This window comes from Hydrogenobaculum acidophilum (genome assembly GCF_054656715.1).
Genome location: NZ_BAAHXP010000003.1, coordinates 1 through 20,021, shown reverse-complemented (window position 1 = coordinate 20,021; position 20,021 = coordinate 1). Strand labels below are relative to the sequence as shown.

23 protein-coding genes and 1 tRNA gene are annotated in these 20,021 nt (G+C 37.2%); 4 read left to right on the top strand and 20 right to left on the bottom strand.

The genetic code is table 11. The features are described 5' to 3' along the window. Positions 1-2: 2 nt before the first annotated feature. The 17 genes from ACYQZV_RS02405 to ACYQZV_RS02325 all read right to left on the bottom strand — a co-directional run bounded on the left by ACYQZV_RS02405 (position 3) and on the right by ACYQZV_RS02325 (position 14,342). Positions 3-272 carry a hypothetical protein gene (locus ACYQZV_RS02405; protein WP_459892824.1) on the bottom strand — a complete coding sequence of 90 codons (270 nt, stop codon included), beginning with the start codon at positions 270-272 and terminating at the stop codon, positions 3-5. 3 nt (positions 273-275) lie between these two features. After that, positions 276-500: a ferredoxin oxidoreductase gene (locus ACYQZV_RS02400; protein WP_459892823.1), complete on the bottom strand. Its 225-nt coding sequence runs from the start codon at positions 498-500 to the stop codon at positions 276-278. A 9-nt stretch (positions 501-509) separates the two neighbouring features. Next, complete coding sequence (locus tag ACYQZV_RS02395) at positions 510-1,190, bottom strand: 2-oxoacid:ferredoxin oxidoreductase subunit gamma family protein (RefSeq protein ID WP_459892821.1); 681 nt, start codon at positions 1,188-1,190, stop codon at positions 510-512. 9 nt (positions 1,191-1,199) lie between these two features. Further along, the gene (locus tag ACYQZV_RS02390; protein WP_459892819.1) at positions 1,200-2,066 is read right to left on the bottom strand and encodes a thiamine pyrophosphate-dependent enzyme; all 867 of its coding nucleotides are present in this window, start codon (positions 2,064-2,066) and stop codon (positions 1,200-1,202) included. Between the two features lie 34 nt (positions 2,067-2,100). Then, entirely contained in the window at positions 2,101-3,270 is a 1,170-nt protein-coding gene (locus tag ACYQZV_RS02385) for a ferredoxin oxidoreductase (protein ID WP_459892817.1), read from the bottom strand. A gap of 18 nt (positions 3,271-3,288) precedes the next feature. Continuing rightward, positions 3,289-4,002 carry a carbon monoxide dehydrogenase beta subunit family protein gene (locus ACYQZV_RS02380; RefSeq protein WP_459892815.1) on the bottom strand — a complete coding sequence of 238 codons (714 nt, stop codon included), beginning with the start codon at positions 4,000-4,002 and terminating at the stop codon, positions 3,289-3,291. 193 nt (positions 4,003-4,195) lie between these two features. Beyond that, the gene (hypB, locus tag ACYQZV_RS02375) at positions 4,196-4,945 is read right to left on the bottom strand and encodes a hydrogenase nickel incorporation protein HypB (protein WP_459892814.1); all 750 of its coding nucleotides are present in this window, start codon (positions 4,943-4,945) and stop codon (positions 4,196-4,198) included. Further along, positions 4,938-5,324 carry a hydrogenase expression/formation protein gene (locus ACYQZV_RS02370; RefSeq protein WP_459892812.1) on the bottom strand — a complete coding sequence of 129 codons (387 nt, stop codon included), beginning with the start codon at positions 5,322-5,324 and terminating at the stop codon, positions 4,938-4,940. Before ACYQZV_RS02370 ends, hypB begins: the two co-directional genes overlap by 8 nt. Then, positions 5,324-7,525, bottom strand: a complete 2,202-nt coding sequence (gene hypF, locus ACYQZV_RS02365) for a carbamoyltransferase HypF (protein WP_459892810.1) — start codon at positions 7,523-7,525, stop codon at positions 5,324-5,326. The genes ACYQZV_RS02370 and hypF overlap by 1 nt, the downstream gene beginning before the upstream one ends. Continuing rightward, entirely contained in the window at positions 7,522-7,866 is a 345-nt protein-coding gene (gene hypA / locus ACYQZV_RS02360; RefSeq protein WP_459892808.1) for a hydrogenase maturation nickel metallochaperone HypA, read from the bottom strand. The genes hypF and hypA overlap by 4 nt, the downstream gene beginning before the upstream one ends. 1 nt (position 7,867) lies before the next feature. Then, on the bottom strand, positions 7,868-8,854 hold the full coding sequence (gene hypE / locus ACYQZV_RS02355) for a hydrogenase expression/formation protein HypE (RefSeq protein WP_459892806.1): 987 nt from the start codon (positions 8,852-8,854) through the stop codon (positions 7,868-7,870). Then, positions 8,845-9,939, bottom strand: a complete 1,095-nt coding sequence (gene hypD, locus ACYQZV_RS02350; protein ID WP_459892804.1) for a hydrogenase formation protein HypD — start codon at positions 9,937-9,939, stop codon at positions 8,845-8,847. Before hypD ends, hypE begins: the two co-directional genes overlap by 10 nt. Next, positions 9,917-10,156 (bottom strand): HypC/HybG/HupF family hydrogenase formation chaperone, encoded by a 240-nt coding sequence (locus ACYQZV_RS02345; protein ID WP_459892802.1) that lies wholly within the window; start codon positions 10,154-10,156, stop codon positions 9,917-9,919. The genes hypD and ACYQZV_RS02345 overlap by 23 nt, the downstream gene beginning before the upstream one ends. 10 nt (positions 10,157-10,166) lie before the next feature. After that, the gene (locus ACYQZV_RS02340; protein ID WP_459892800.1) at positions 10,167-10,670 is read right to left on the bottom strand and encodes a HyaD/HybD family hydrogenase maturation endopeptidase; all 504 of its coding nucleotides are present in this window, start codon (positions 10,668-10,670) and stop codon (positions 10,167-10,169) included. Positions 10,671-10,678: 8 nt separating this feature from the next. Beyond that, complete coding sequence (gene cybH, locus ACYQZV_RS02335; protein WP_459892799.1) at positions 10,679-11,374, bottom strand: Ni/Fe-hydrogenase, b-type cytochrome subunit; 696 nt, start codon at positions 11,372-11,374, stop codon at positions 10,679-10,681. Then, the gene (locus ACYQZV_RS02330; RefSeq protein ID WP_459892797.1) at positions 11,367-13,268 is read right to left on the bottom strand and encodes a nickel-dependent hydrogenase large subunit; all 1,902 of its coding nucleotides are present in this window, start codon (positions 13,266-13,268) and stop codon (positions 11,367-11,369) included. Before ACYQZV_RS02330 ends, cybH begins: the two co-directional genes overlap by 8 nt. A gap of 3 nt (positions 13,269-13,271) precedes the next feature. Then, complete coding sequence (locus ACYQZV_RS02325; RefSeq protein WP_459892795.1) at positions 13,272-14,342, bottom strand: hydrogenase small subunit; 1,071 nt, start codon at positions 14,340-14,342, stop codon at positions 13,272-13,274. Between the two features lie 211 nt (positions 14,343-14,553). Between ACYQZV_RS02325 and ACYQZV_RS02320 the strand changes: the two genes are divergently transcribed. Continuing rightward, positions 14,554-15,933, top strand: a complete 1,380-nt coding sequence (locus ACYQZV_RS02320) for a porin (RefSeq protein ID WP_459892793.1) — start codon at positions 14,554-14,556, stop codon at positions 15,931-15,933. A gap of 2 nt (positions 15,934-15,935) precedes the next feature. Here ACYQZV_RS02320 and ACYQZV_RS02315 read toward each other — a convergent pair whose 3' ends face one another. Then, a complete protein-coding gene (locus ACYQZV_RS02315) occupies positions 15,936-16,466 on the bottom strand; it encodes a hypothetical protein (RefSeq protein ID WP_459892790.1) in 531 nt (176 codons plus the stop codon). A 33-nt stretch (positions 16,467-16,499) separates the two neighbouring features. On the opposite strand from ACYQZV_RS02315, the gene ACYQZV_RS02310 reads away from it, so the two are divergent. Together ACYQZV_RS02310 and lpxB are read left to right on the top strand one after the other, a co-directional pair. Continuing rightward, positions 16,500-16,904 carry a hypothetical protein gene (locus ACYQZV_RS02310; protein WP_459892788.1) on the top strand — a complete coding sequence of 135 codons (405 nt, stop codon included), beginning with the start codon at positions 16,500-16,502 and terminating at the stop codon, positions 16,902-16,904. After that, entirely contained in the window at positions 16,897-17,973 is a 1,077-nt protein-coding gene (gene lpxB, locus ACYQZV_RS02305) for a lipid-A-disaccharide synthase (protein ID WP_459892786.1), read from the top strand. Before ACYQZV_RS02310 ends, lpxB begins: the two co-directional genes overlap by 8 nt. On the opposite strand, the gene ACYQZV_RS02300 is transcribed toward lpxB, so the two are convergent. Beyond that, positions 17,965-18,037, bottom strand: a tRNA-Pro gene (locus tag ACYQZV_RS02300). The two genes, lpxB and ACYQZV_RS02300, sit on opposite strands and share 9 nt — an antisense overlap. 381 nt (positions 18,038-18,418) lie before the next feature. Here ACYQZV_RS02300 and ACYQZV_RS02295 point away from each other — a divergent pair. After that, entirely contained in the window at positions 18,419-19,123 is a 705-nt protein-coding gene (locus ACYQZV_RS02295; protein WP_459892784.1) for an SDR family oxidoreductase, read from the top strand. Here ACYQZV_RS02295 and murI read toward each other — a convergent pair. Continuing rightward, the gene (gene murI, locus ACYQZV_RS02290; RefSeq protein WP_459892782.1) at positions 19,113-19,892 is read right to left on the bottom strand and encodes a glutamate racemase; all 780 of its coding nucleotides are present in this window, start codon (positions 19,890-19,892) and stop codon (positions 19,113-19,115) included. The genes ACYQZV_RS02295 and murI overlap by 11 nt on opposite strands. Positions 19,893-20,021: the final 129 nt, after the last annotated feature.

Sequence of the window (20,021 nt, the reverse complement as noted above, 5' to 3'; positions counted from 1 at the left end):
TATTATTCTCCGCTATACTCTACAGAATCAATCTCTTCCATGAACTGTTCTGCTTGAAATATTACAAAGTTAGCTATTTCATCATCAGACTTATTAGAAAACTCTTCCATTATATCTATTGTTTTTTGGTGCTTAGCTCCATTTTCGGTGGTATAAGTTAGCTTTATACAGGGCGGGTTAACCCCTTCCTCACAAACCTCCATATCCAAAGATGGCTCAGAGAGCATCTCGGATACCTTAAAGATTATATTTTCTATCCTCTTCTTATCCATAATCTATTCCCCCGTTGTCATCATTACCATTTCTATACAATTTCTCTTAAGAAGGTCTGAACATACGTAAACACATATGGCACAACCTTTACACCTACTATAATTAACCCACGCTACATGCTTTTCTGAGTTGTACATAAGCGTATTAGGCTCTGGGCAAAACAACACACATTGCTTACAGTTGTATTTGGCGCATTCCGATTCTTTAACATCTGCCACGTAGTACATCTATGCCTCCTAAACAGTGATTTCTTCCAATACCCATCCGTTTTCTTCCGCTATCTTAAAGGCTTCTCTTATAACCTGCATATTCTTTTCCAACAACTCTACCTTCTTTTTAAACTTCTTTTCTATAGCACTGTCCAAAGAAGCCGTACCACCAGAGGCTACAAAGGTATTGCCCAAAAACCTTTCTTTTACAGCTTGCTCTATATACTCAAAATCCACCAACCTCGTTATACCAAAAAATAAACCAATCATAGCCATGTTTGTGGCAAGCTCTGTACCGGCTATATCTAAGGCTATTTTTGTAGCTGGGAAGTTGATTACTTTTGTATTGAGCTTTTCCAAAATAGCGTGGTCTTCCTCTGGTATTATATCAACGTCGGTATTTATAATAACTAAGCCATTGGGCTTCAAGCCAGAGTAAAAAGGCATCGTATAAGATTTTCCGTGTGTAATAACTTGCGGGTGATAAATCATTATAACGTTTGGATAAACCACTTCACCAACCTCGTATATGGGCTGGTCCGAAGCCCTAACATAAGCCTCAACAGGAGCCATACGCTTTTCAGAACCGAAAAATGGCACCAAAGAAGCGTATTTTCCAGCTGCAGACATTGCGTTACCTAAAATGTGAGCAGAGGTAACAACACCTTGACCACCAACACCAGCTATACGCATGTTGTATCTTTTCATATATCCTCCTTAGGCTTTTGCTTCAGCTAGCTTCTTTTCTTGTTCTTCCAAATACTCTTTAGCTTCATCTGTCATCCATTCGTAGAAACCAAAGTCATTCTTTTCTCTTTCTTTGGCATCTGCCAAAACCCTCTCTGTGGGTATTGAATATTCTATGTTGCATGATGTATAAACATGTATAAATGTAGGTCCAAGTTCTCTTGCAGCCAATATAGCTCTCTTGATGGTCTTGGCTATCCTCTTTGGATTTGTAGGAGCAAGCTTTGCCACATAAACACAACCAGCGGTCTTTGCCAACTCTACCGCATTTATTTTGTCAAACCTTTTACCTTTGGGGGCCATTTTAAGCTGAACTCCACGAGGAGACATACCGCTTTCTTGACCGCCGGTATTACCATACACTTCGTTGTCCACCATTATAGTTGTGAATTTTTCTCTTCTAAACCATGAATGCATAGTCATACCAAAACCTATATCTATGAGACCACCATCTCCAGCTATCACCACCACATCTTTTACCTTGTCTGGAAATCTTATGCTAAGGGCTCTTTTTAGGCCTGAAGCCACAGCGTTGGTATCTCCGTAGTTTCCATATATAAACGGCACAGCTGCTTGGGAAAGTGCTAACCTAGCGCATCCAGCAGTACCAAGCACTATGGTGTCTTCTGGTTTTGGTAAAGACGCATAAAATATTCTTACAAAGTAGGCCATATAACATCCAGCACACATTGGATGCTCTTCTACGAGCTCTTTAATCTGGTCTATTTGCTGTACATCTATCTGTTTGCCAAATTGACCGTATTTGACAAGGTCAACATAGTCCTTTGGCATATATTTCTCAAATCCAGGTGAGATTTTAACGTATTCTAAACCCATAAATTACCTCCTTACTTAAGTTTTTAACATAATATTAAACAAGCACCGTCTTGTCTTTCTTTATGCCAAGAGCAGCATATATCTCGTCCATTATAAGCTCTACTGGCAATGTCATACCACCATATACTCTAGGTCTACCTACAACATTATCGCTGTTTGGTATGTTGGCTTTTATTTCTTTAGCAAGCCATCCTACGATATTGTGTTCTGGAACTATGATAGCCTTGGCATTTTTTAACGTTTCCCTTACTTCTTTTGAAGGGAACGGCACTATAGATTTTATCTTTAAAAGCCCAACATTTAGCCCTTCCATTTGAGCATATCTTACGGCCTCTCTAGCTTGAGCTGCTGCACAACCAGAAGCTGCTACAAAAACTTCCGCATCTGGATTTATAACCTCTATTGGACCATTTAAATACTTATATATATACTTCATAGCCCTCATGTTTGAAGACCATACTTCTTGTTGCCATACTTGATGTATTAGATAACTCATGAAGTTGGATTTTTGAACAGGAGCATCTCTTTGTATTCTGGCTGGGGGTATTTCACAGTCAGTAGGTGGAACTGGCGCCTTATAAGGGTCTCTCGGTGGAAGCTTCATATCTTCAGGCGTCATATTTACATAACCCTTAGCGTGGGTTACAAAAAATCCCTCTGTGCAAACCGCTATCGGAAGGTAAACATCCACCATCTCTGATATAGCAAAAGAGGCTAAAGTAAAATCAAAAACATCTTGTTGATTTTCAGCGTGCAGTACAACCATTCCACAGTTTAAAAGATATGATATTTCTACATTGTCTGGCTGTATAGAAAGAGGAGCGTTTACAACCCTTGTGAGTACGCCTAAAACTGCAGGTATTCTATGCCCTGGCCATGAAGCTATTGCTTCTAACCCTCTCAAAAGCCCAGGCCCAGATGTGGCGGTAAAGGCTCTTGCTCCGCCCCTTACTGCACCTGCTATAGCCGACATAGCTCCGTATTCTTCTTCAGCCCTATAGTAATCTCTAAGATAACCTTGGGCCCATAAATCACCTACCAAGTGCATAGTTTCTGATTGTGGAGTGATTGGATATGCTATAGCTATATCTACGTTGGCCCTTTTTACAGCTTCTGCCATTGCTTGAGAGCCAGTTATAAATTTTCTCTCTCTTGGTGCTTCTAATAAAAGATAATCTGTTTCAACAACTTTTTGCTCTGGCATAATAAAAACCTCCAAAAATTATTCAGTTTCTTCTACGGTTTCACCCTTCCTTGGGTGCAACAAGTAAGCATAGTCTCCATAATCTGCTATGTTTAAAGTTTCAAAATGTTCTTTTGGTAGAGATGGATTTTCTGGTGGTAGTTTTGGCTCCCACTTTATACCTAGCTCTTCTCTTACCTTTATTATCATATCTCTAAACTCTAATATTTTTTCAGCATGCACATCCCTTATAGATACCATCGCGTCTTCATGACCCATTTCCGCGCAAAGAGCTATTGTAAAACAGTTTGTACCTGCTCTTATCATTCTAAGAGAAAGGTTTGCATAATGGCAATGTACCCCTACAAATATACAGGCTTCTATTCTATTGTGAAGTATCGTGAGGTTTGGATGATTAGGGTTTATCTCAGCTTCTGGGTCTATTTTAGGATACTTTGGTCTATAGTCTGGCATTGGTATTATACGGCAATTAGGTATTTCTTTTGCAAGCTCTAACACTGCTTGAGCTTTTTCTATAGCTGAGGCGTTGTAACCCCATAACACCAATGGTCCTGGAAATATTGTAGGATTTTTTTTAGTAAGCATAGCCAAAGCTGCTTCTCTCATGGCTGTTTCTTCGTCTACCCATTCACCATACAAAAGAGCTTTACCTGGAGGGGTTATTTGAACACCTTCAAAAACTGCAGGCGTAGGTACATAACCAGAGGGTCCTGGCGTGATAATCTTTGCCATAATATGGCTACCTCCTTGAGATGATGTTAAAAAGATATGCAAATAAATTTATTTGTCAAGATTATTACACATGATAAATAGCAATGATAAATTACACATTAGCATTATGAAATTGTATTTACTAACTTTCAAATACAAAAGCCATCTTATTAAAAATTTAATAAATACTCATTTATATGATATATATTATATTTTAAGCGAGAGCGTTTCTAAACATTTCCAATTTAAACTCTAAGTATTTAAGCCATTTTTCTAAATTTTCTTTAGTTTTAGCAGAAAGCGCTATTATGTCTGCCTGTGGATTTACTTCTTTTACATAGTTTTTAGCTTTTTGTATGTCAAAATCAAGATATTGAAGTAAATCTGTTTTGGTTATCACTACCACATTAGCACTTTTAAACATTACTGGATATTTAACAGGCTTATCTTCTCCTTCAGCAGTAGAAAAAAGCACCACATTCATATGAGACCCCACATCGTAAGCCGCCGGACAAACCAAATTACCAACGTTTTCTATAAAAACTATATCTAAATCCTCTATGCCAAGGTTGTGTATTCCTTCGTGCACCATAAAAGCATCAAGATGACAAGCTTGTCCTGTGGTAATCTGATAACTCTTTGCCCCTTTTTCTTTTATCCTTATAGCATCGTAGTTGGTTTCCAAATCTCCTTCTATAACACCTATTCTTATTTTATCTTTTAACTCTTCTATGGTGGCCTCTAAGAGCGATGTCTTACCAGAACCTGGAGAGCTCATCAAATTTATGCAAAATACACCGTGCTCTTCAAAGTGTCTTCTGTTTGACATAGCTTGCTTGTCGTTTTTATCTAAGATATTTTGAATTACCTCCACTACTTTTTTATCTTTTACATCTTGTTCGTGATGATGATGATGCTCTTCGTGATGGTGCCCTGTTATTGAACATCCGCAATCTTTACACATAGTCTTTACCTCCTGAAGTGTTTTCTAAATCTTTTAAAATATCCTTTAACCTTCTTATCGACTCTTCCATATCCTCTTTTGGAGCTTGTAGTATGAAAGGAAAAGAGTTTACCTCCAAAATCTCTAGTATTGGTTTTCTTTCAGCATCATGAACCACTCCAAGCCACACGCCTATAAGCGATGTTTCTTTAAAGGTAATGTATTCTCTTTTGGTTTTATACTCTATTTTTATGCTGCCTTCTCCCAAAACATCTAATAAAAATTCTTTGTCTTCCTCAGAAAGAGGTATCTTGTTTGTATAAATGATATGGTTTTCCCCGGTTTTTACAAAATCTTCAAGGGCTTTTGTTATCTCGTAAAGTATAGGTATAGCGTTCATCAACATAAAATACCTCCGTAAAATGCCTGTCCAAAGGATATACCACCGTCGCCGGTAGGGACCTTCTTATTGCAAAAGAGATTTATGCCATCAATAGATTTTAATTTTTTCATCAAAGGTCTGTTGTAAAATACCCCACCAGATACTACGACGTTTTTAGGTTTTAAGAGTCCAACAATTTTATTGACAATCTCAAACAATGTATTTATAAATTTTGAGCCCATCTTTTCTATATCTTTTTCTTCAAAGATTTCTCCAAAATCAATTGATATAGTATTTTCTTTTATCTCAAAAGCGTAAAAACTATTCTCCTCTTTGTATCTATCTTCTACCATCATAGCACCCTTGGCTTCGTAATCTATAAAATCAGTAAGCCCCATAAGATAAGAGACCATATCAAAAAGCCTTCCAACGGAGGAAGTCTTTGTAGTGTTTATATCGTTTTTCCACATCTTATAAAAGGCTTTTAGTTCACTAGATTGAAATCCAAGCTTTTCTACAATAGGATAGTTAAACGCTTTTTCTCCTAAAAGCTCAAAAGCCAAGCTTAACACTATCCTTCTTGGGTCTTTGATAGCTTTTTCGTTTCCAATAAGCTTGTAGGGTTTTATAAAAAATAATCTTTCTAAATTATAAGCGTTTCCCATAAAAAATTCCCCGCCCCAAATAGTCCCGTCTTCTCCATAACCAGTCCCATCCCAGGCTATGCCAAGCACCTTTTCATCGGCGGATATATTTTGTTCTGCTATCACAGAAAGTATGTGAGCTTTATGATGCTGAAGGCTGATGACGTTTGAAAATATAGATTTTGCATATATACTGCTAAAAAAGTTTGGATGCGTATCACACACCACCACATCTGGCTTTACATTGTAAAACCGCAAAAAATCCTCTACCGTATTTTTGTAATGCTCTATAGTTTCTACGCTTTCTAAATCTCCTATGTGAGGGCTAAGTATTAGTGTATTGTCTTTAAAGATACTTATAGTGGTTTTAAGAAAAGCACCCATTCCAAGAGAGATTGCTTTTGCATGAGTATTTACATATATCGGCTTTGGAGCGTAAGATCTTCCATACCTTATTATTACAACCTCTTCATCTATTATCTTTACGACAGGATCATCCACAGGTCTTTTTATATCTCTGTTATGCATAAAAAATCCATCCGCTACAGCACCAAGTATCCTTTTTGCCTCTTCGTTATCTTTACAAATAGGGATATCTGAAATGTTGCCAGAAGTAGCTACTATAGGAAAATCTATAAAATCAAAAAGCCTAAGATGTATGCCGGTGTATGCTAAAAATGCACCCACATTTAAAAGTCCTTTACAGGCTTCTTCAAAGTATTGGGGTTTTCTTTTTATAAGTACTATAGGTTTTTGAGCTGATGTTAAGGCTTTTAACTCATATTCTGTAGGTTCTAAATATTTTAAAGCTTCTCCTATAGATTTAAACATCACAGCAAAAGGCTTTGAAGAGCGTTTTTTTCTATTTCTTAGTTTTTTGACTGCCTCATCATCTAAAGCGTTGCAGATAAGATGAAATCCTCCAAGACCTTTTAAAGCAACTATTTTTGATTGTTTTAAATCTTGTGCCATCAACTCAAAAGCATCTTCGTAGTAAGTCTTGCCGTCTTTCTCATACCAGTAAACAGGGCCGCACTCTTTGCAAGATATGGCCTCTGCATGAAATCTTCTATTTTCTCTATCCTCATACTCTTTCTTACATTGCTCACACATAGGAAATATGTTCATAGTGGTATTCTTTCTATCGTAAGGGGTATCTAAAATTATGCTAAACCTAGGACCACAGTTTGTGCAGTTTATAAAAGGATATTTGTATCTTCTATCTTTAGGGTCGTTAAACTCTCTTAGGCAATCTTCACAAAGTCCCATATCAGGTGGTATACTAGGTATGATATCTTCTTTTGATATGGAATTTTCTATTTTAAAATCCTCAAAACCTACAAAATCAAGCACTTCAACATTTATATCTTCAATTTCTGAAAGAGGTGGTTTTTTAGCTTTTAGCAAGCTTACAAACTCTTTTATATCAACATTTTCTATCTCTATGATTACTCCGCTTGTAGTGTTTAAAACAAAGCCTTTTGCATTTAAGGATTTTGCCAAGTTGTAAACAAAAGGCCTAAAACCAACGCCTTGGACTATACCTTTTACCAAAAGCCTAAACCGTTTTTTCATACTTCAAGCTCTAAAGTCCTCAAAATAAGCTCATCTCCCTTTTTAAGCCTTACCTTAAAAGAGCCACAAGAGGGGCATTTCATAGAGTATCTTTCCAAAGAAATTTCTTTTTTGCAATCTTCACAGTATATAACTGGTTTTTGAAACTCTAAGATAAGCTCTGTGTTAGACAAGGCCGTATTTTCTTTAAAAGTATCAAAAGCCATCTTCAAAAGATGAGGCTCCACTCCAGACACTTCTCCTATCACTACGTATATCTTTGAGATAGAGCTTGCGTTGTAATCTCTTGCTATATCTTCCGCTTGACCTATTAGAGCTTGAACTATTGAAAACTCGTGCATGTTAACATATCCTAGGAAGCATCTCGCCGGGGGCTTCTTCTAAATATCTCGTGCTTCCATAAAGAGTTTTTATATAAGCACCCTCTTTGCCATCTTGTATAACCTCTCCTACAACTTTCGCGTTTTTGGTTAGTTTGTGGCTTTTAAGAATATCAAAAGCTTTTTCTACATCCTTTTTTGGGATAGCTATTAGGAAAGTACCTTCGCAAGCAAGAGAGTATGGCTCTATACCAAGGATTTCACAAAAGCCTCTAACGGACGGCTCTATAGGTATATCCTCTTCGCTTAGTAAAATCTCTACTTTTGAGCTTTTGGCAAACTCGTTTATCACGCTAGCAAGACCGCCTCTCGTTAAATCTCTCATGGCATGAATTTCTATATCCTCATTTAAAAGCGGTTCTATAGCCTCCCACAAAGAAGCACAATCTGAGCTTATTTCTATATCAAAGTCGTTTCTAAGAGCAAGGATAGTAGCACCGTGGTTGCCTATTGGTCCTGATACTATAATTATATCTCCCTTTTTCAAATTTGAAGAAGATATACCTTCTTTTACAACTTTTCCAATACCTGTGGCGTTTATGTATATTTTATCGCAAAAGCCTTTTGGAACTACCTTTGTATCAGCTGTTATTAGTTTTATCCCAGTTTTTGAAGCCTCCTCTTTTATAGATATCACTATGCGCTCAAGATCTTCAAAAGAAAGCCCTTCTTCTAATATAAAACCCATGCTCACATACAAAGGTTTTGCTCCCATCACAGATAAATCATTTACAACACCAGCCACGCTTAGCTTTCCTATGTCACCGCCTTTAAAAAATATGGGACTTACAGTGAAACTATCCGTAGTTATAGCTGTTTTACCCTCTATGTTTATAATGGTGGCATCATCACCTGTTAAAAGCTCATTTTTAAGATGTTTTAAAAATATCTTCTCTATAAGCTCTCTTGTTTCTTTGGCACCACCCCCATGAGATAGTTTTACATACATAATTCTACCTCTTGGTACTTATAATAAGCAGCGCAAGCCCCTTCAGAGGATACCATACAAGAACCGATAGGATTTTCTGGTGTACATAGATTCCCAAAAAGTTTACAGTCTGTGGGTTTTGAAACACCAGTTATAACCTTTGGACATATACAAAGAGGATGCTCTTTTGAAACAGGAAGTTTTATATCAAACACCCTTTCAGCGTCAAACATCTCATAATCTTTGTTTATTTTTAATGCACTTTTAGGAAGGGTTCCTATACCTCTCCAGTTGAAGTTTTCCCTCACTTCCAAAGTCTCTTCTATCAGCTTTTGAGCCTCTTTGTTTCCTTCCCTTGACACAGCTCTTGGATAGGCGTTTTCTACTTTTATTTCACCTTTTATATGTTGGTCTAAAAGCATGTTTACGGCTTTTAATATGTCAAAAGCTTCAAAACCAGATATAACTATAGATACATCAAACTCCTCATAGATTTTCATACCAGTTATAACACTAACGTGACCAGGTCCTATGATGCCATCTATATGAGAAATGCCGGAGTTTAATATATATCTTATGGCAGGCGGTGTCATAACATGGTTTGATACTACAAAAAGGTTTTTTATTTTATTTTCTTTAGCTTTTTTAAGAAGCACTGCTGTAGGTGGAGTAGTGGTTTCAAAGCCTATGGCAAAAAATATCACATTTTTATCTGTGTTTTTTATAGCAATATCAAAAGCTTCCAAACAAGAGTATACGCTTCTAACATCGTATCCCAAAGCCCTCATATCCAAAAGAGATTTTCTATAAGAGCCTGGCACTCTAAGTAAATCTCCGTAAGTTGTGAAAATAGTGTTTGGAAGTTTGGCAAGCTCTATAGCTAAGTCTATTCTATCCATAGAGGCCACACACACAGGACAACCAGGACCATGCACAAATTCTACATATCCCTTCAATAGTTTATCTATACCATATCTCATTATGCTGTGGGTATGACCCCCACAAAACTCCATAACTCTTATAGGTTTTCCAAGTTTTTCTATTTTTTGTATAATTTTATTTTTGGCTTTTAATACAACGTCCTTAGAGTTCAAATTCGTTTTCATATTCTAATGCCTCTTCGAAAAGCTTAAGACTTTCTAAAGCATCCTCTTCAGAAAGCACTTCTATGGCAAAGCCTACATGTAAAAGGACGTAATCTCCTACGCTGGGCTTTGGGTTTAAGAGCTCCAAAGATGCCTTTCTTCTAACGCCCATAGTATCAACTATAGCTATGTTGTTGTCTAATATCTCTACAATTTTAGATGGTATTGCAAGACACATAAAATCCTCCTCAAGAAGGTATTTTCTCTAAAACTTCTATACCAATGTGCTTTAGCTCTTGTAAAACTACTTTTATCAAATCTTCCATCTTTGAATAGGTTTTCTCGTGAAGCTCCAAAGACACCTCAAAACTAACTGGCTCTATACCAACAAGCACGAGATTTTCTTTGATAGGTTTTCCCATTACTTCTAAAAGCGCTAACACTTCGGAAAAACCCACTTCATGAGCAGAAAGCTTATGTTTAAAGTAATATCTTCTTACCTCTTCATTTTTAAAAGTATATATAGTACCTGGTGGTTTGCCACCCATCACAGCATCCACTACTATAAGGTTATCAACCCCATCTTGTAATATGTAAAGTATCTCAAGACCAAGTGTCCCAGCATCTATGATTTCTATAGAAGGATTAAAAGAATAGCGCCTTTCTATTTCCCTTACAACATGCACACCAACCCCTTCATCTTGCATAAGGATATTGCCTATGCCCATAAGTATCGTTCTTCGGTGTGGCATACTACTTATCATATATCTGTTATATCCGCTGGTGTATGTTCAAAAAATTTGTTGCCGTTTACCATAGAAGAAACTTCGCCATCTTTTTCCAATATATCTTCTCTTACAACCATATAAACATGTATCACCACAAAAAGCACTATAATCCACGCTACTATATGATGCCATCTATGTACTTGGTATTCACCGCCAAGCATCGGTATTATCCATCCGCAGAGCTTATCCCAAAACCCACCGGGGTTTGACCTACCATACATAGCAAACCCTGTTATTACTTCAAATATCAAAAGCAAGAAAAGTCCAAGATAAGCGCTTCTTGCTAAAGGATTTCTCACATATGGTCTATGGCTTTTGGTGATAAAAAGATAGTTTTTCAAAGTATCAAAGGCGTTTTCCCAGTACTCTTTCGTCCAAAACTTTGGAATTATAAGTCTATCGGCTTTTCTAAAAGGCATTATTAAAAACCTTAAAACAAGAGCAGACAAGAGAATGTATCCAAAGCTAAAATGTAAAAACCTTATATAGTTCATCGTAAGAGCGTGCAAATCCCCAAAAGTGGCGCTATACCCAACGTTTCCTATGAAAAACGGGTCTCCTATGTATATACCCGTTATAAAAAGCACGGATATAGCCAAAGCCCACACCCAGTGGGCTATTCTCAAAGATGGACTAAATAGATAATATTTTTTAGCTTCATCATTCATAGCAAGCCCCTCCTATATTGAAGGTGGTGATTTCTTCCCCTTTTGTGTTGTAAACATGCGTAGAGCAAGCAAGACAAGGGTCAAAAGAGTGTACAGTTCTTAGTATTTCAAGAGGTTCTTTTGCGATAAGCACTATGGTATCTTGCATGGCTCTTTCAAAAGCAGCCTGTTGGCCTTTTTCATCTCTTGGTGAGCCGTTCCAGGTGGTGGGCACCACCGCTTGGTAGTTTTCTATCTTTTCATCTTTTATGACACACCAATGCCCCAACGCTCCCCTTGGTGCTTCAGATATACCAACGCCCTTTGCATTTTTTGGCCATGTGGATGGTTCCCATTTTTCCATATTTGCCACAGAAGTATCGCCAGCTTTTATGTTGTCGTAGAGCTTTTTAAGAAAATAGTTAGATGCGTTGGCTCCAAGTTGACATTCTAAGGCTCTGGCAGCAGTTCTTCCGACGGTGGTGGGCATCCATACGTGAGGGGGCAAGTTTAGGGCTTTCGATACAAAATCTATCTGATTTACTACCATCTCATCCATCCAAGAGGGTTTTATATGTCCTTGTTTTACAGCGGTATAAGTAATTATATACCTTGCCAAAGGACCCACTTCCGCCGGCAGATTTCTCCAACGAGGCTCTTTTATCCAAGAGTATTTGCCGTTTTCATCTAAGTATTTCCAATGGGTTTTTGTGCCTTCTTTTGGCCCTGTGTAGTATGGGTCTGTAATACCGTTCCAAGGGTGAAGCCCTTCGTTGTTGTTTGGGTATTGGTACCATGAGTGAGTGACCCATTCTTGGATGATATTTGGGTCTGTGAGGTCTTTTTCGTTTAAGGGATAATACTTAGCTTTTTCCACTCCTTGGGAGAAGTTTTCCACTACACCGTTTGAATGATATAAAATCTTGTTAAAATAATCACCGTTTTTTATGCTTTTATAAGGCTCATCTGGATAATCTCCATATCCTAACACCCTATCCTTTGCCAAACCACCACCATAGGTCCAGCCCTTTTGTACATATATCTGGCCTATCGCAAGAAGGTCTATGAGATAGAATAAGTTTGCAGCTTCTGCTTGGGTATAAACAGCGTCTTCTACCACCGCTAAGCGTTCCATGTTTATAGGCGCGTTCATGTCATCCATTGAGATGGAGCAGTTCATACCACCCACTATATAGTGAGGATGTGGATTTTTCCCACCAAATATCACATGAGGGATTACAAGTTCTCTTTGGACATCAAGCATGTTAAGATAATGAGCTATGGCGATAAGATGCACCTCTGGGGGGAGCATTTTGTAATCTGGATGGTCCCACCAATTGGCGGCAAATATACCAAGCTGTCCGCTTTGGACTAAATTTTTTATCTTATCTTGAAAAGTCTTAAAATACCCTGGTGTTGCTTTCGGGAATTTTCTAGGGTAGGCGTTTCCCCCAAGAAAGTCTGTATAAAAAGATATAATACCACCGTAAGTTTGAAGTATTTGATTTTGCAATGAAGCAGTAGCTACTGGGTCAGCCTTTATAGCTTCTAAGGGGGATACCCAGTCAAGAGCGTGAAGGTGATAAAAGTGTACCAAATGGTCATGAGCGTACAAAGTCCCAAGCATGATATTTCTTATGTAGTTTGCATTTTTTGGTATCTCTATATCAAGAGCATCTTCTATATTTCTTACAGAAGCCAAAGCGTGTATAGTGGTACACACCCCACATATACGCTGAGTAAAAGCCCATACTTCCCTTGGGTCTCTATTTCTTACTATAAGCTCTATACCTCTCCACATCGTACCTGCCGATACAGCGTTTGTAACCTTGTGAGAGGACTCGTCCACCTCTATCTCTAACCTCAAATGTCCTTCAATACGTGTCACTGGGTCTATAACCACTCTTGTACTCATAAATCACTCCTCCTTTTTACCAGAGCGTATTTTACTGATAACTCCGTGAGCTATTGCTCCAGCTGCTGCAGCTCCTACTGCCACTGCTCCTATTTTATCTGCATTTGACTCTGTGCCAATAAACGGTATGTTTTGCTCTCGGGAATAAAAGTTTCCATTGTCCCAAAAACCATCCGCAGAGCATCCAATACACCCATGCCCAGATTGAATTGGATAAGAAAGACCGTTGTACCATCTTAGATTTCCACAGGAGTTGTAGGTAGTGGGGCCTCTACATCCCATCTTATAAAGACACCATCCTTTTTTTGCTCCTTCATCGTCAAACTGCTCCACAAACATACCTTCGTTGAAAAAAGGCCTCCTATAGCATGTATCGTGTATCCTATTCCCATAAAACATCTTGGGTCTTCCCTGAGAATCAAGGGGTGGTAATTTCCCAAAAAGCACCGTATACATTATGGTACCTGTCATTACCTCTGGTATTGGTGGGCATCCGGGTATTTTTACTATGGGTTTATCTGTGATTACCTTGTGGATAGGTACCGCTGTTGTGGGATTTGGCTTTGCCGCTTGTACACAACCCGAAGCAGCGCAAGAGCCCCAAGCGATTATTGCCTTAGCCCCTTCCGCGTATTTTTTAAGTTGCTCTAAAAATGGTTTCCCAGCCACTACACAATACATCCCATCATCACCCAAAGGTGGGTTCCCTTCAACAGCCAATATATATTCTCCGTGGTATTTTTTCATAATGTCATCCGCGTGCTTTTCCAAAGCCTCCCCACAAGCAGCCGATAGCGTATCATCATATTCTAAGGATATCATAGTAAGAAGTACATCAGAGGCAAGCGGTGTAGCAGACCTTATAAAAGATTCAGAGCAACATGTACATTCGAGCCCATGTACCCAAAGCACTGGCACCCTTGGTTTTGTTTCCATGGCTTCTACTACTTTTGGTATCATAGCCGGTGGAAGTCCCATGAGACCAGTGATTATAGCAGAGAATTTTAAAAACTCCCTCCTACTAACCCCATGTCTTTTAAGCGCTTCCCAAAAGGTTTCTTTTCCATCTATCATAAAAGCCTCCTTTTGAATAAATATTCATTAATTATACTAACACTTTAAATATTGCTTGTCAATGACTTCTTTTTATAAAAGCCATAAGACATATTTATAGATTTAGCTTGCCGCTGCCATAGAAGAACTTTCTGCCACTGCAAAGTCTTTGGCTGATGTAGCCCAAGAGCTTAAAATAGAGGTTTCTAAATTTAAGTTTTAGGATTTTAGTATGAAAAGGGTCATTTTTACTTTGGCCTTTAGTTTAATAACATCAAACTCCTACGGTGTTTTGTTAAAAGCCTCAAACAATAAATTTGCAGATGTAGGTCTAAAACTTAGCATATGGGCCCAAGATAACGGTAAAATTACCACTAACGACCACAAAAGCGTAAACTTTTCTGTGGAAAATGCGAGACTTTATTTTGCAGGAGAGCTTAATCAAGTGGTGCAGTTTGGCGCTAATATTGATTTCTCTGATAACAACCTTTTAACACCGGATGGGTCCGCAAGGTCCCACGATAAAATGCAATATACAATAGTAAAAGACGCCTTTATAAATTGTAGGTTTAAAAAATACTTTCAAGTTACTACTGGCTTTTTCTTAGACCCTTGGTCAAGGATTCCATTGGAAGATTTGTACTCTTTTATAATACCAATAGAAGATTACAACCCAGGAGTATCTGAAATAGATGTAGATGGTGCTAGGCTTTTACAAACAAATTATAAAGTAAATCCAAACTATCTTGATTATAGCGGTGTTTACAAGTTTAAACCTTTTATAAAACCGTTGGTTCCTTTGACATTTGGTTCTGATGTGGGAAACGCCTTTAGAGATATAGGTATAGCTGTATGGGGTGATGTGGCAAAGCATACGGCGTTAAAGTACTATATTGTGATAGGCAACGGAAGATACGACTATCAATATGGTAGCAACGCCAAAAGCAATCTGAAATACGGCTTTAGAATAGAGCTTACACCTACATTTTTAGGTTACAAAGGAGAACCAGACTACGTAGATAAGGATACTTTTTTTGGTAAAAGAAAAACGCTTACATTCTCCTTTGCTTATCAACAGCAAAGAATAGATTGTTCTGGTGCTTGGCTAAATAGCGCAAACGAGACTAATATATGCAACAATCAGGCATTTTCTACCACAGCAAGAGCTTATACGTTTGATGTGCTTTGGGAACAAAAGTTTGATGATTTTGTGCCAAACTTTCAAGCAGCCTGGCTTGACCAAAAGAATTTAGGTTTCTCAAAGGCTGGTAACAATATATCGCAGCTAGAAGCCAAAGGATACTACCTTCAAACACAGCTTTTATACGATAGATACGTTGGCATAGGAAAACCAGCCCTTGCGTTAAGATACGAAGAAGATGAAAACAAAAACTACTACATAAACCCAGCCAATGAAAACTCTTTCATAACCACAAAAGTATTTCTAACAGATATGTTTGTAAATTATTACATAGACAACGAAAACGCCAACGTGTCTTTTGGCGTTCAATTTGTAAACCCTGATGCAAACCTTAAAAGCGCCACTTCAAACGGAGAAAATACGCTAAGAGCTTTTAACGATTGGTCTTTGGTTTTTAGAACAGTATTTTGACGTCATAATCTTTTTAAATCTATATTTGCTTCTTTGGTCTCTATTCTTATAAGCCTCGGAAAACCCCCTGAATGATGGGCACTATCATACCATATAACAACTCTTTTTACGTTGTGGCTGTTTTTTACCTTAAAAAAGTATATTTCATTTTGAACGTTTTCTTCTGGTATTATAAGTATGTTTCCAACTTTTATAGGATTTCCAAGCTCGTAGTTTGAATTTGTAAGCATAGATATAAAAACCGGTATCCAAGCTTTTTTCTTCAGTATTTCGTCTTTGCTGTAAACACGTTTTTTACCGTTTACATCTTCTTCTAATGTATAGTTATCACCATTCTCTACAAATTTAAATTTATAGTTATAAAACACAGAGAACAAACCGCTTGTTTTACCTTCGCATTCTAAGTGTTGTGGGCTTTTAATATCAACTTCTACAACACCAGCGGAAAAGCCTATAAAGTTTGTGGCATATTTAACAAGGCTATCTCCATAGGAAAAGCCCAAAAACAAGAGTAAAATTATAAAAACCCTCATCAAAACCATCTAAATTCCATTATAATAGTATTTATGCCGATAGATGAAACTTATAGAAATATGGACTTATCAAAGCTTTTAGAGTTTAGAAACTACGTTGAACCCATCATAAAAAAAGAGATAGAAAATGCCGATGAAGATGACTTGGAATTTGGATACTCCTTTGAAAAATCATTGGATGACAAACTCTGGGAAAGCGCCGTAGAGCAAAACAACTACTACGATGTAAAAACGGAAGTTTTAGAGCACCACGACGGGGTTTATCTTAAAAGCACTTTTATAAACACTATAGAAAATATATCATCAGAGCGCTACGTAAATATAAGGTCTAACGCAAAAATAGAGATATCTTATAGATGTTTTGTAGATATAGATGACGTAAAAGCTATCATAGAAAAATCCAAAGATAAGTTTAAAATTACTTTAAAAAGTGGATGATTTATTTTTATCAGTAGGTGACTTATCGGCTGCTAACTACGTAGTAAATATTTTAAAACATCTTAAAGAAAAACCACAAACTCTAAACATATCTGGTATCACAGATAAAAGAATGGAAGAGCTCGGCGTAAAATCAATAGCAAATATAAAAGATTTAAATTTGGTGGGTATAGTAGAAGTCCTTCCAAAGATTTTTAAAATAAAAAAAATAATAAAACACTCTTTGGAAGCAGCAAACAATTCAAGATGGGTAATACTTTGCGATGCGCCTGGGTTTAACTTCCGTCTTATGAAAAACCTAAAACATAACAACATAATATATTTTATATCCCCTCAAGTATGGGCTTGGAAACCCCAAAGGATAAAAGAAATTGTAAATTATGTAAAACATCTTATAGTGATACTTCCTTTTGAATTAGATATATATAAACCTTATGAAAATAAGCATTTTAAAGTGCATTATTTTGGTCATCCTCTTCTTGACATTATAAAACCATCAAGCGTCCAAAAAGAAAACATAATAGCGATGCTGCCCGGTTCTAGAAACTCTGAGTTTAAAAGACATATCGGGCTTTTAGAAGAAGTAGCTTATTTTATTTATAAAAACTTTCACATGAAAAGCCTAATACCTGTAGCAAGCACGGTGGATTATCCCATTTACTCAAAAGATTACATAGAAACCACCAAAGAAAGCTCTTTAGATGTAATGAAAAAGGCAAAGTTTGGCATTATAGCCTCCGGAACGGCATCGTTAGAAGCCTCTCTCATAGGGCTTCCTCATGTAATATTTTATAGGCTAAACCCAATAACGCTCCATATAGCAAAGCATCTTGTAAAATCAAAATACATAGGTCTTCCAAATATCATAATGAACAAAGAAATAATCCCAGAGCTAATCCAACCTTCAAAAAAAGATATTGTAAAAAAAGTATCTTATTATTTAGAAAATCCAAAAAACTTAGAAGATATGAAAGAGAGTTTAAAGCTTTTAAGAGAAAAACTATCCCCAGAGAACGCTACACAAAAAATAGCAGACTTTATATACGATGTGATAATAAAATCGGGGTAGCAGGACTCGAACCTGCGACATTCGGCTCCCAAAGCCGACGCTCTACCACCTGAGCCACACCCCGTAGTACATACATTATAGCACAAATTTTAATTTTGTGTATGAGTTTGTATAAGTTGCTGTACATCGATAAGTATACCACAGGCTATAAGTATACCACAGACTAACACTCACACTTAAAAAATTATACAAAATCAATAAACCGTGGTAGACTTGTAAATCGTGGCAGACGTGTAAATCGTGGCAGACTTGTGAGCCGTGGTAGACTTGTAAATCGTGGCAGACTTGTTACCTCCTTTTTAATGCTGTGTGGCTTCTTCCTAAACTTTTAATCATAAAAACTTAGCTCCTTCATTTATAGGTTTATAGAAAATTTTGACAAAAGTAAGTGTCCATATGTATTTAAATTTGTACAACAACCGATAGCGGTATATATTATATTTATATGGCTATTATAATCACAGGGGCAAGAAGAATAGGGTTTTATGTGGCCAAGAGGCTTTTAGAAGAGGGTAAAGATGTGGCTGTCGTTTATAACAGCAAAAACCCTTGCGACGAGATGGATGGGATTTTTTGTATAAAAAGAGATTTGTCGAAAGATTCTTCTGGTATAGTGGATGTTGTATTTGAAAAGTTTGGTAAGCTAGAGGCTTTCATACATATGGCTTCACCTTATTCCAAAGTACCCGTAGATAATTTTAGTATAAAAGAGTATAGATATTACAACGCTGTTATAGTGGAGTCTTTTTTAAACATCAGCGTTGAAGCTTTTAAGGTGATGATGAAAAACAACGGGCATGTAAAAGGAAGCATTGTGGCTTTTGGAGACTGGGCTATAATGCATACGCCTTACAAAGATTACATGCCTTATTTTGTGGCAAAAGCCGGGCTTCACGGGGCAGTTTTGACCCTTGCAAAAGAGTTTGCTCCACATGTTTTGGTAAACGCTTTAGCTTTGGGGCCTGTTTTGAAACCTGATGATATGGAAGATGATGAGTGGCAGAAAATCATAAAAAACACACCTTTGAAAAAGGAAGTGAGTCTCGATGATATATACAGCGTTTTAAGGCTTTTCTTAGAGACTACTTCTATAACGGGTACAATACTGCCGGTGGATGGCGGAAGGCATATAAAGGGTGTTAACAGTTAAGAGAAAGCGTTTCTACGTTTATATACTTTAAATCATATTTTTTACCCATTATATACTCAACAAGCTTTGATGTATTTTCTGATATATCTGTAAAATAAAGTTCTGTATAGGCGTTTCCTTCGTTTTTTATGATATCTTTTGCGTAGGATACTATAGCATCTGAGGAGCTAACCAAGTTTATATGCGGTAAGAATTCCTTTATATCTTTTTCCAAAAGAGGGTAATGGGTACATCCAAGGATGATAGTGTCTATATCTTTTATATCTTTAAACTCTTTTAGATAAAACTCCACCGTTTTTTTTGAAATGTCTGTATTTATGAGTTTTTCTTCTACTATGGGTACAAAAAGCGGGCAGGCTTTTCCGTAAGTTTTTATATTAAAAGCCTCTAAACGCTCTTGATATTTGTTGCTGTTTATGGTGGCTGTGGTGCCTATAATACCTACGTGCTTTGTTTTTGAGCTTTTAACAGCTGCTTCAACGCCCGCTTCTATAACCCCAATTATAGGTATATCAAACGTCTCTTGAAGGACATCCATAGCGTTGGCACTTACGCTGTTACAAGCTATCAGTATCATATCCACATTTTGACTTATTAGGAAGTTTGCACTTTCTTTTGCATAAGTTATGATAGTTTCTTTTGACTTTATACCGTAAGGAACCCTTGCCGTATCTCCAAGGTATACGATATCCACTTTGTCGTAGGTATCTCTTACAGACTTTAAAACCGTGAGTCCACCTACCCCTGAGTCAAACATCCCTATTTTCATCTTAATATTATAAAGGTTTTTATTCTATATGAGTTCAGTAAATCGTACAAGTATACCACGGTTTACAAGTATACCACGCACCACAAGTATGCCACGGTTTACAAGTATACCACGGTTAAGCGATAAGTA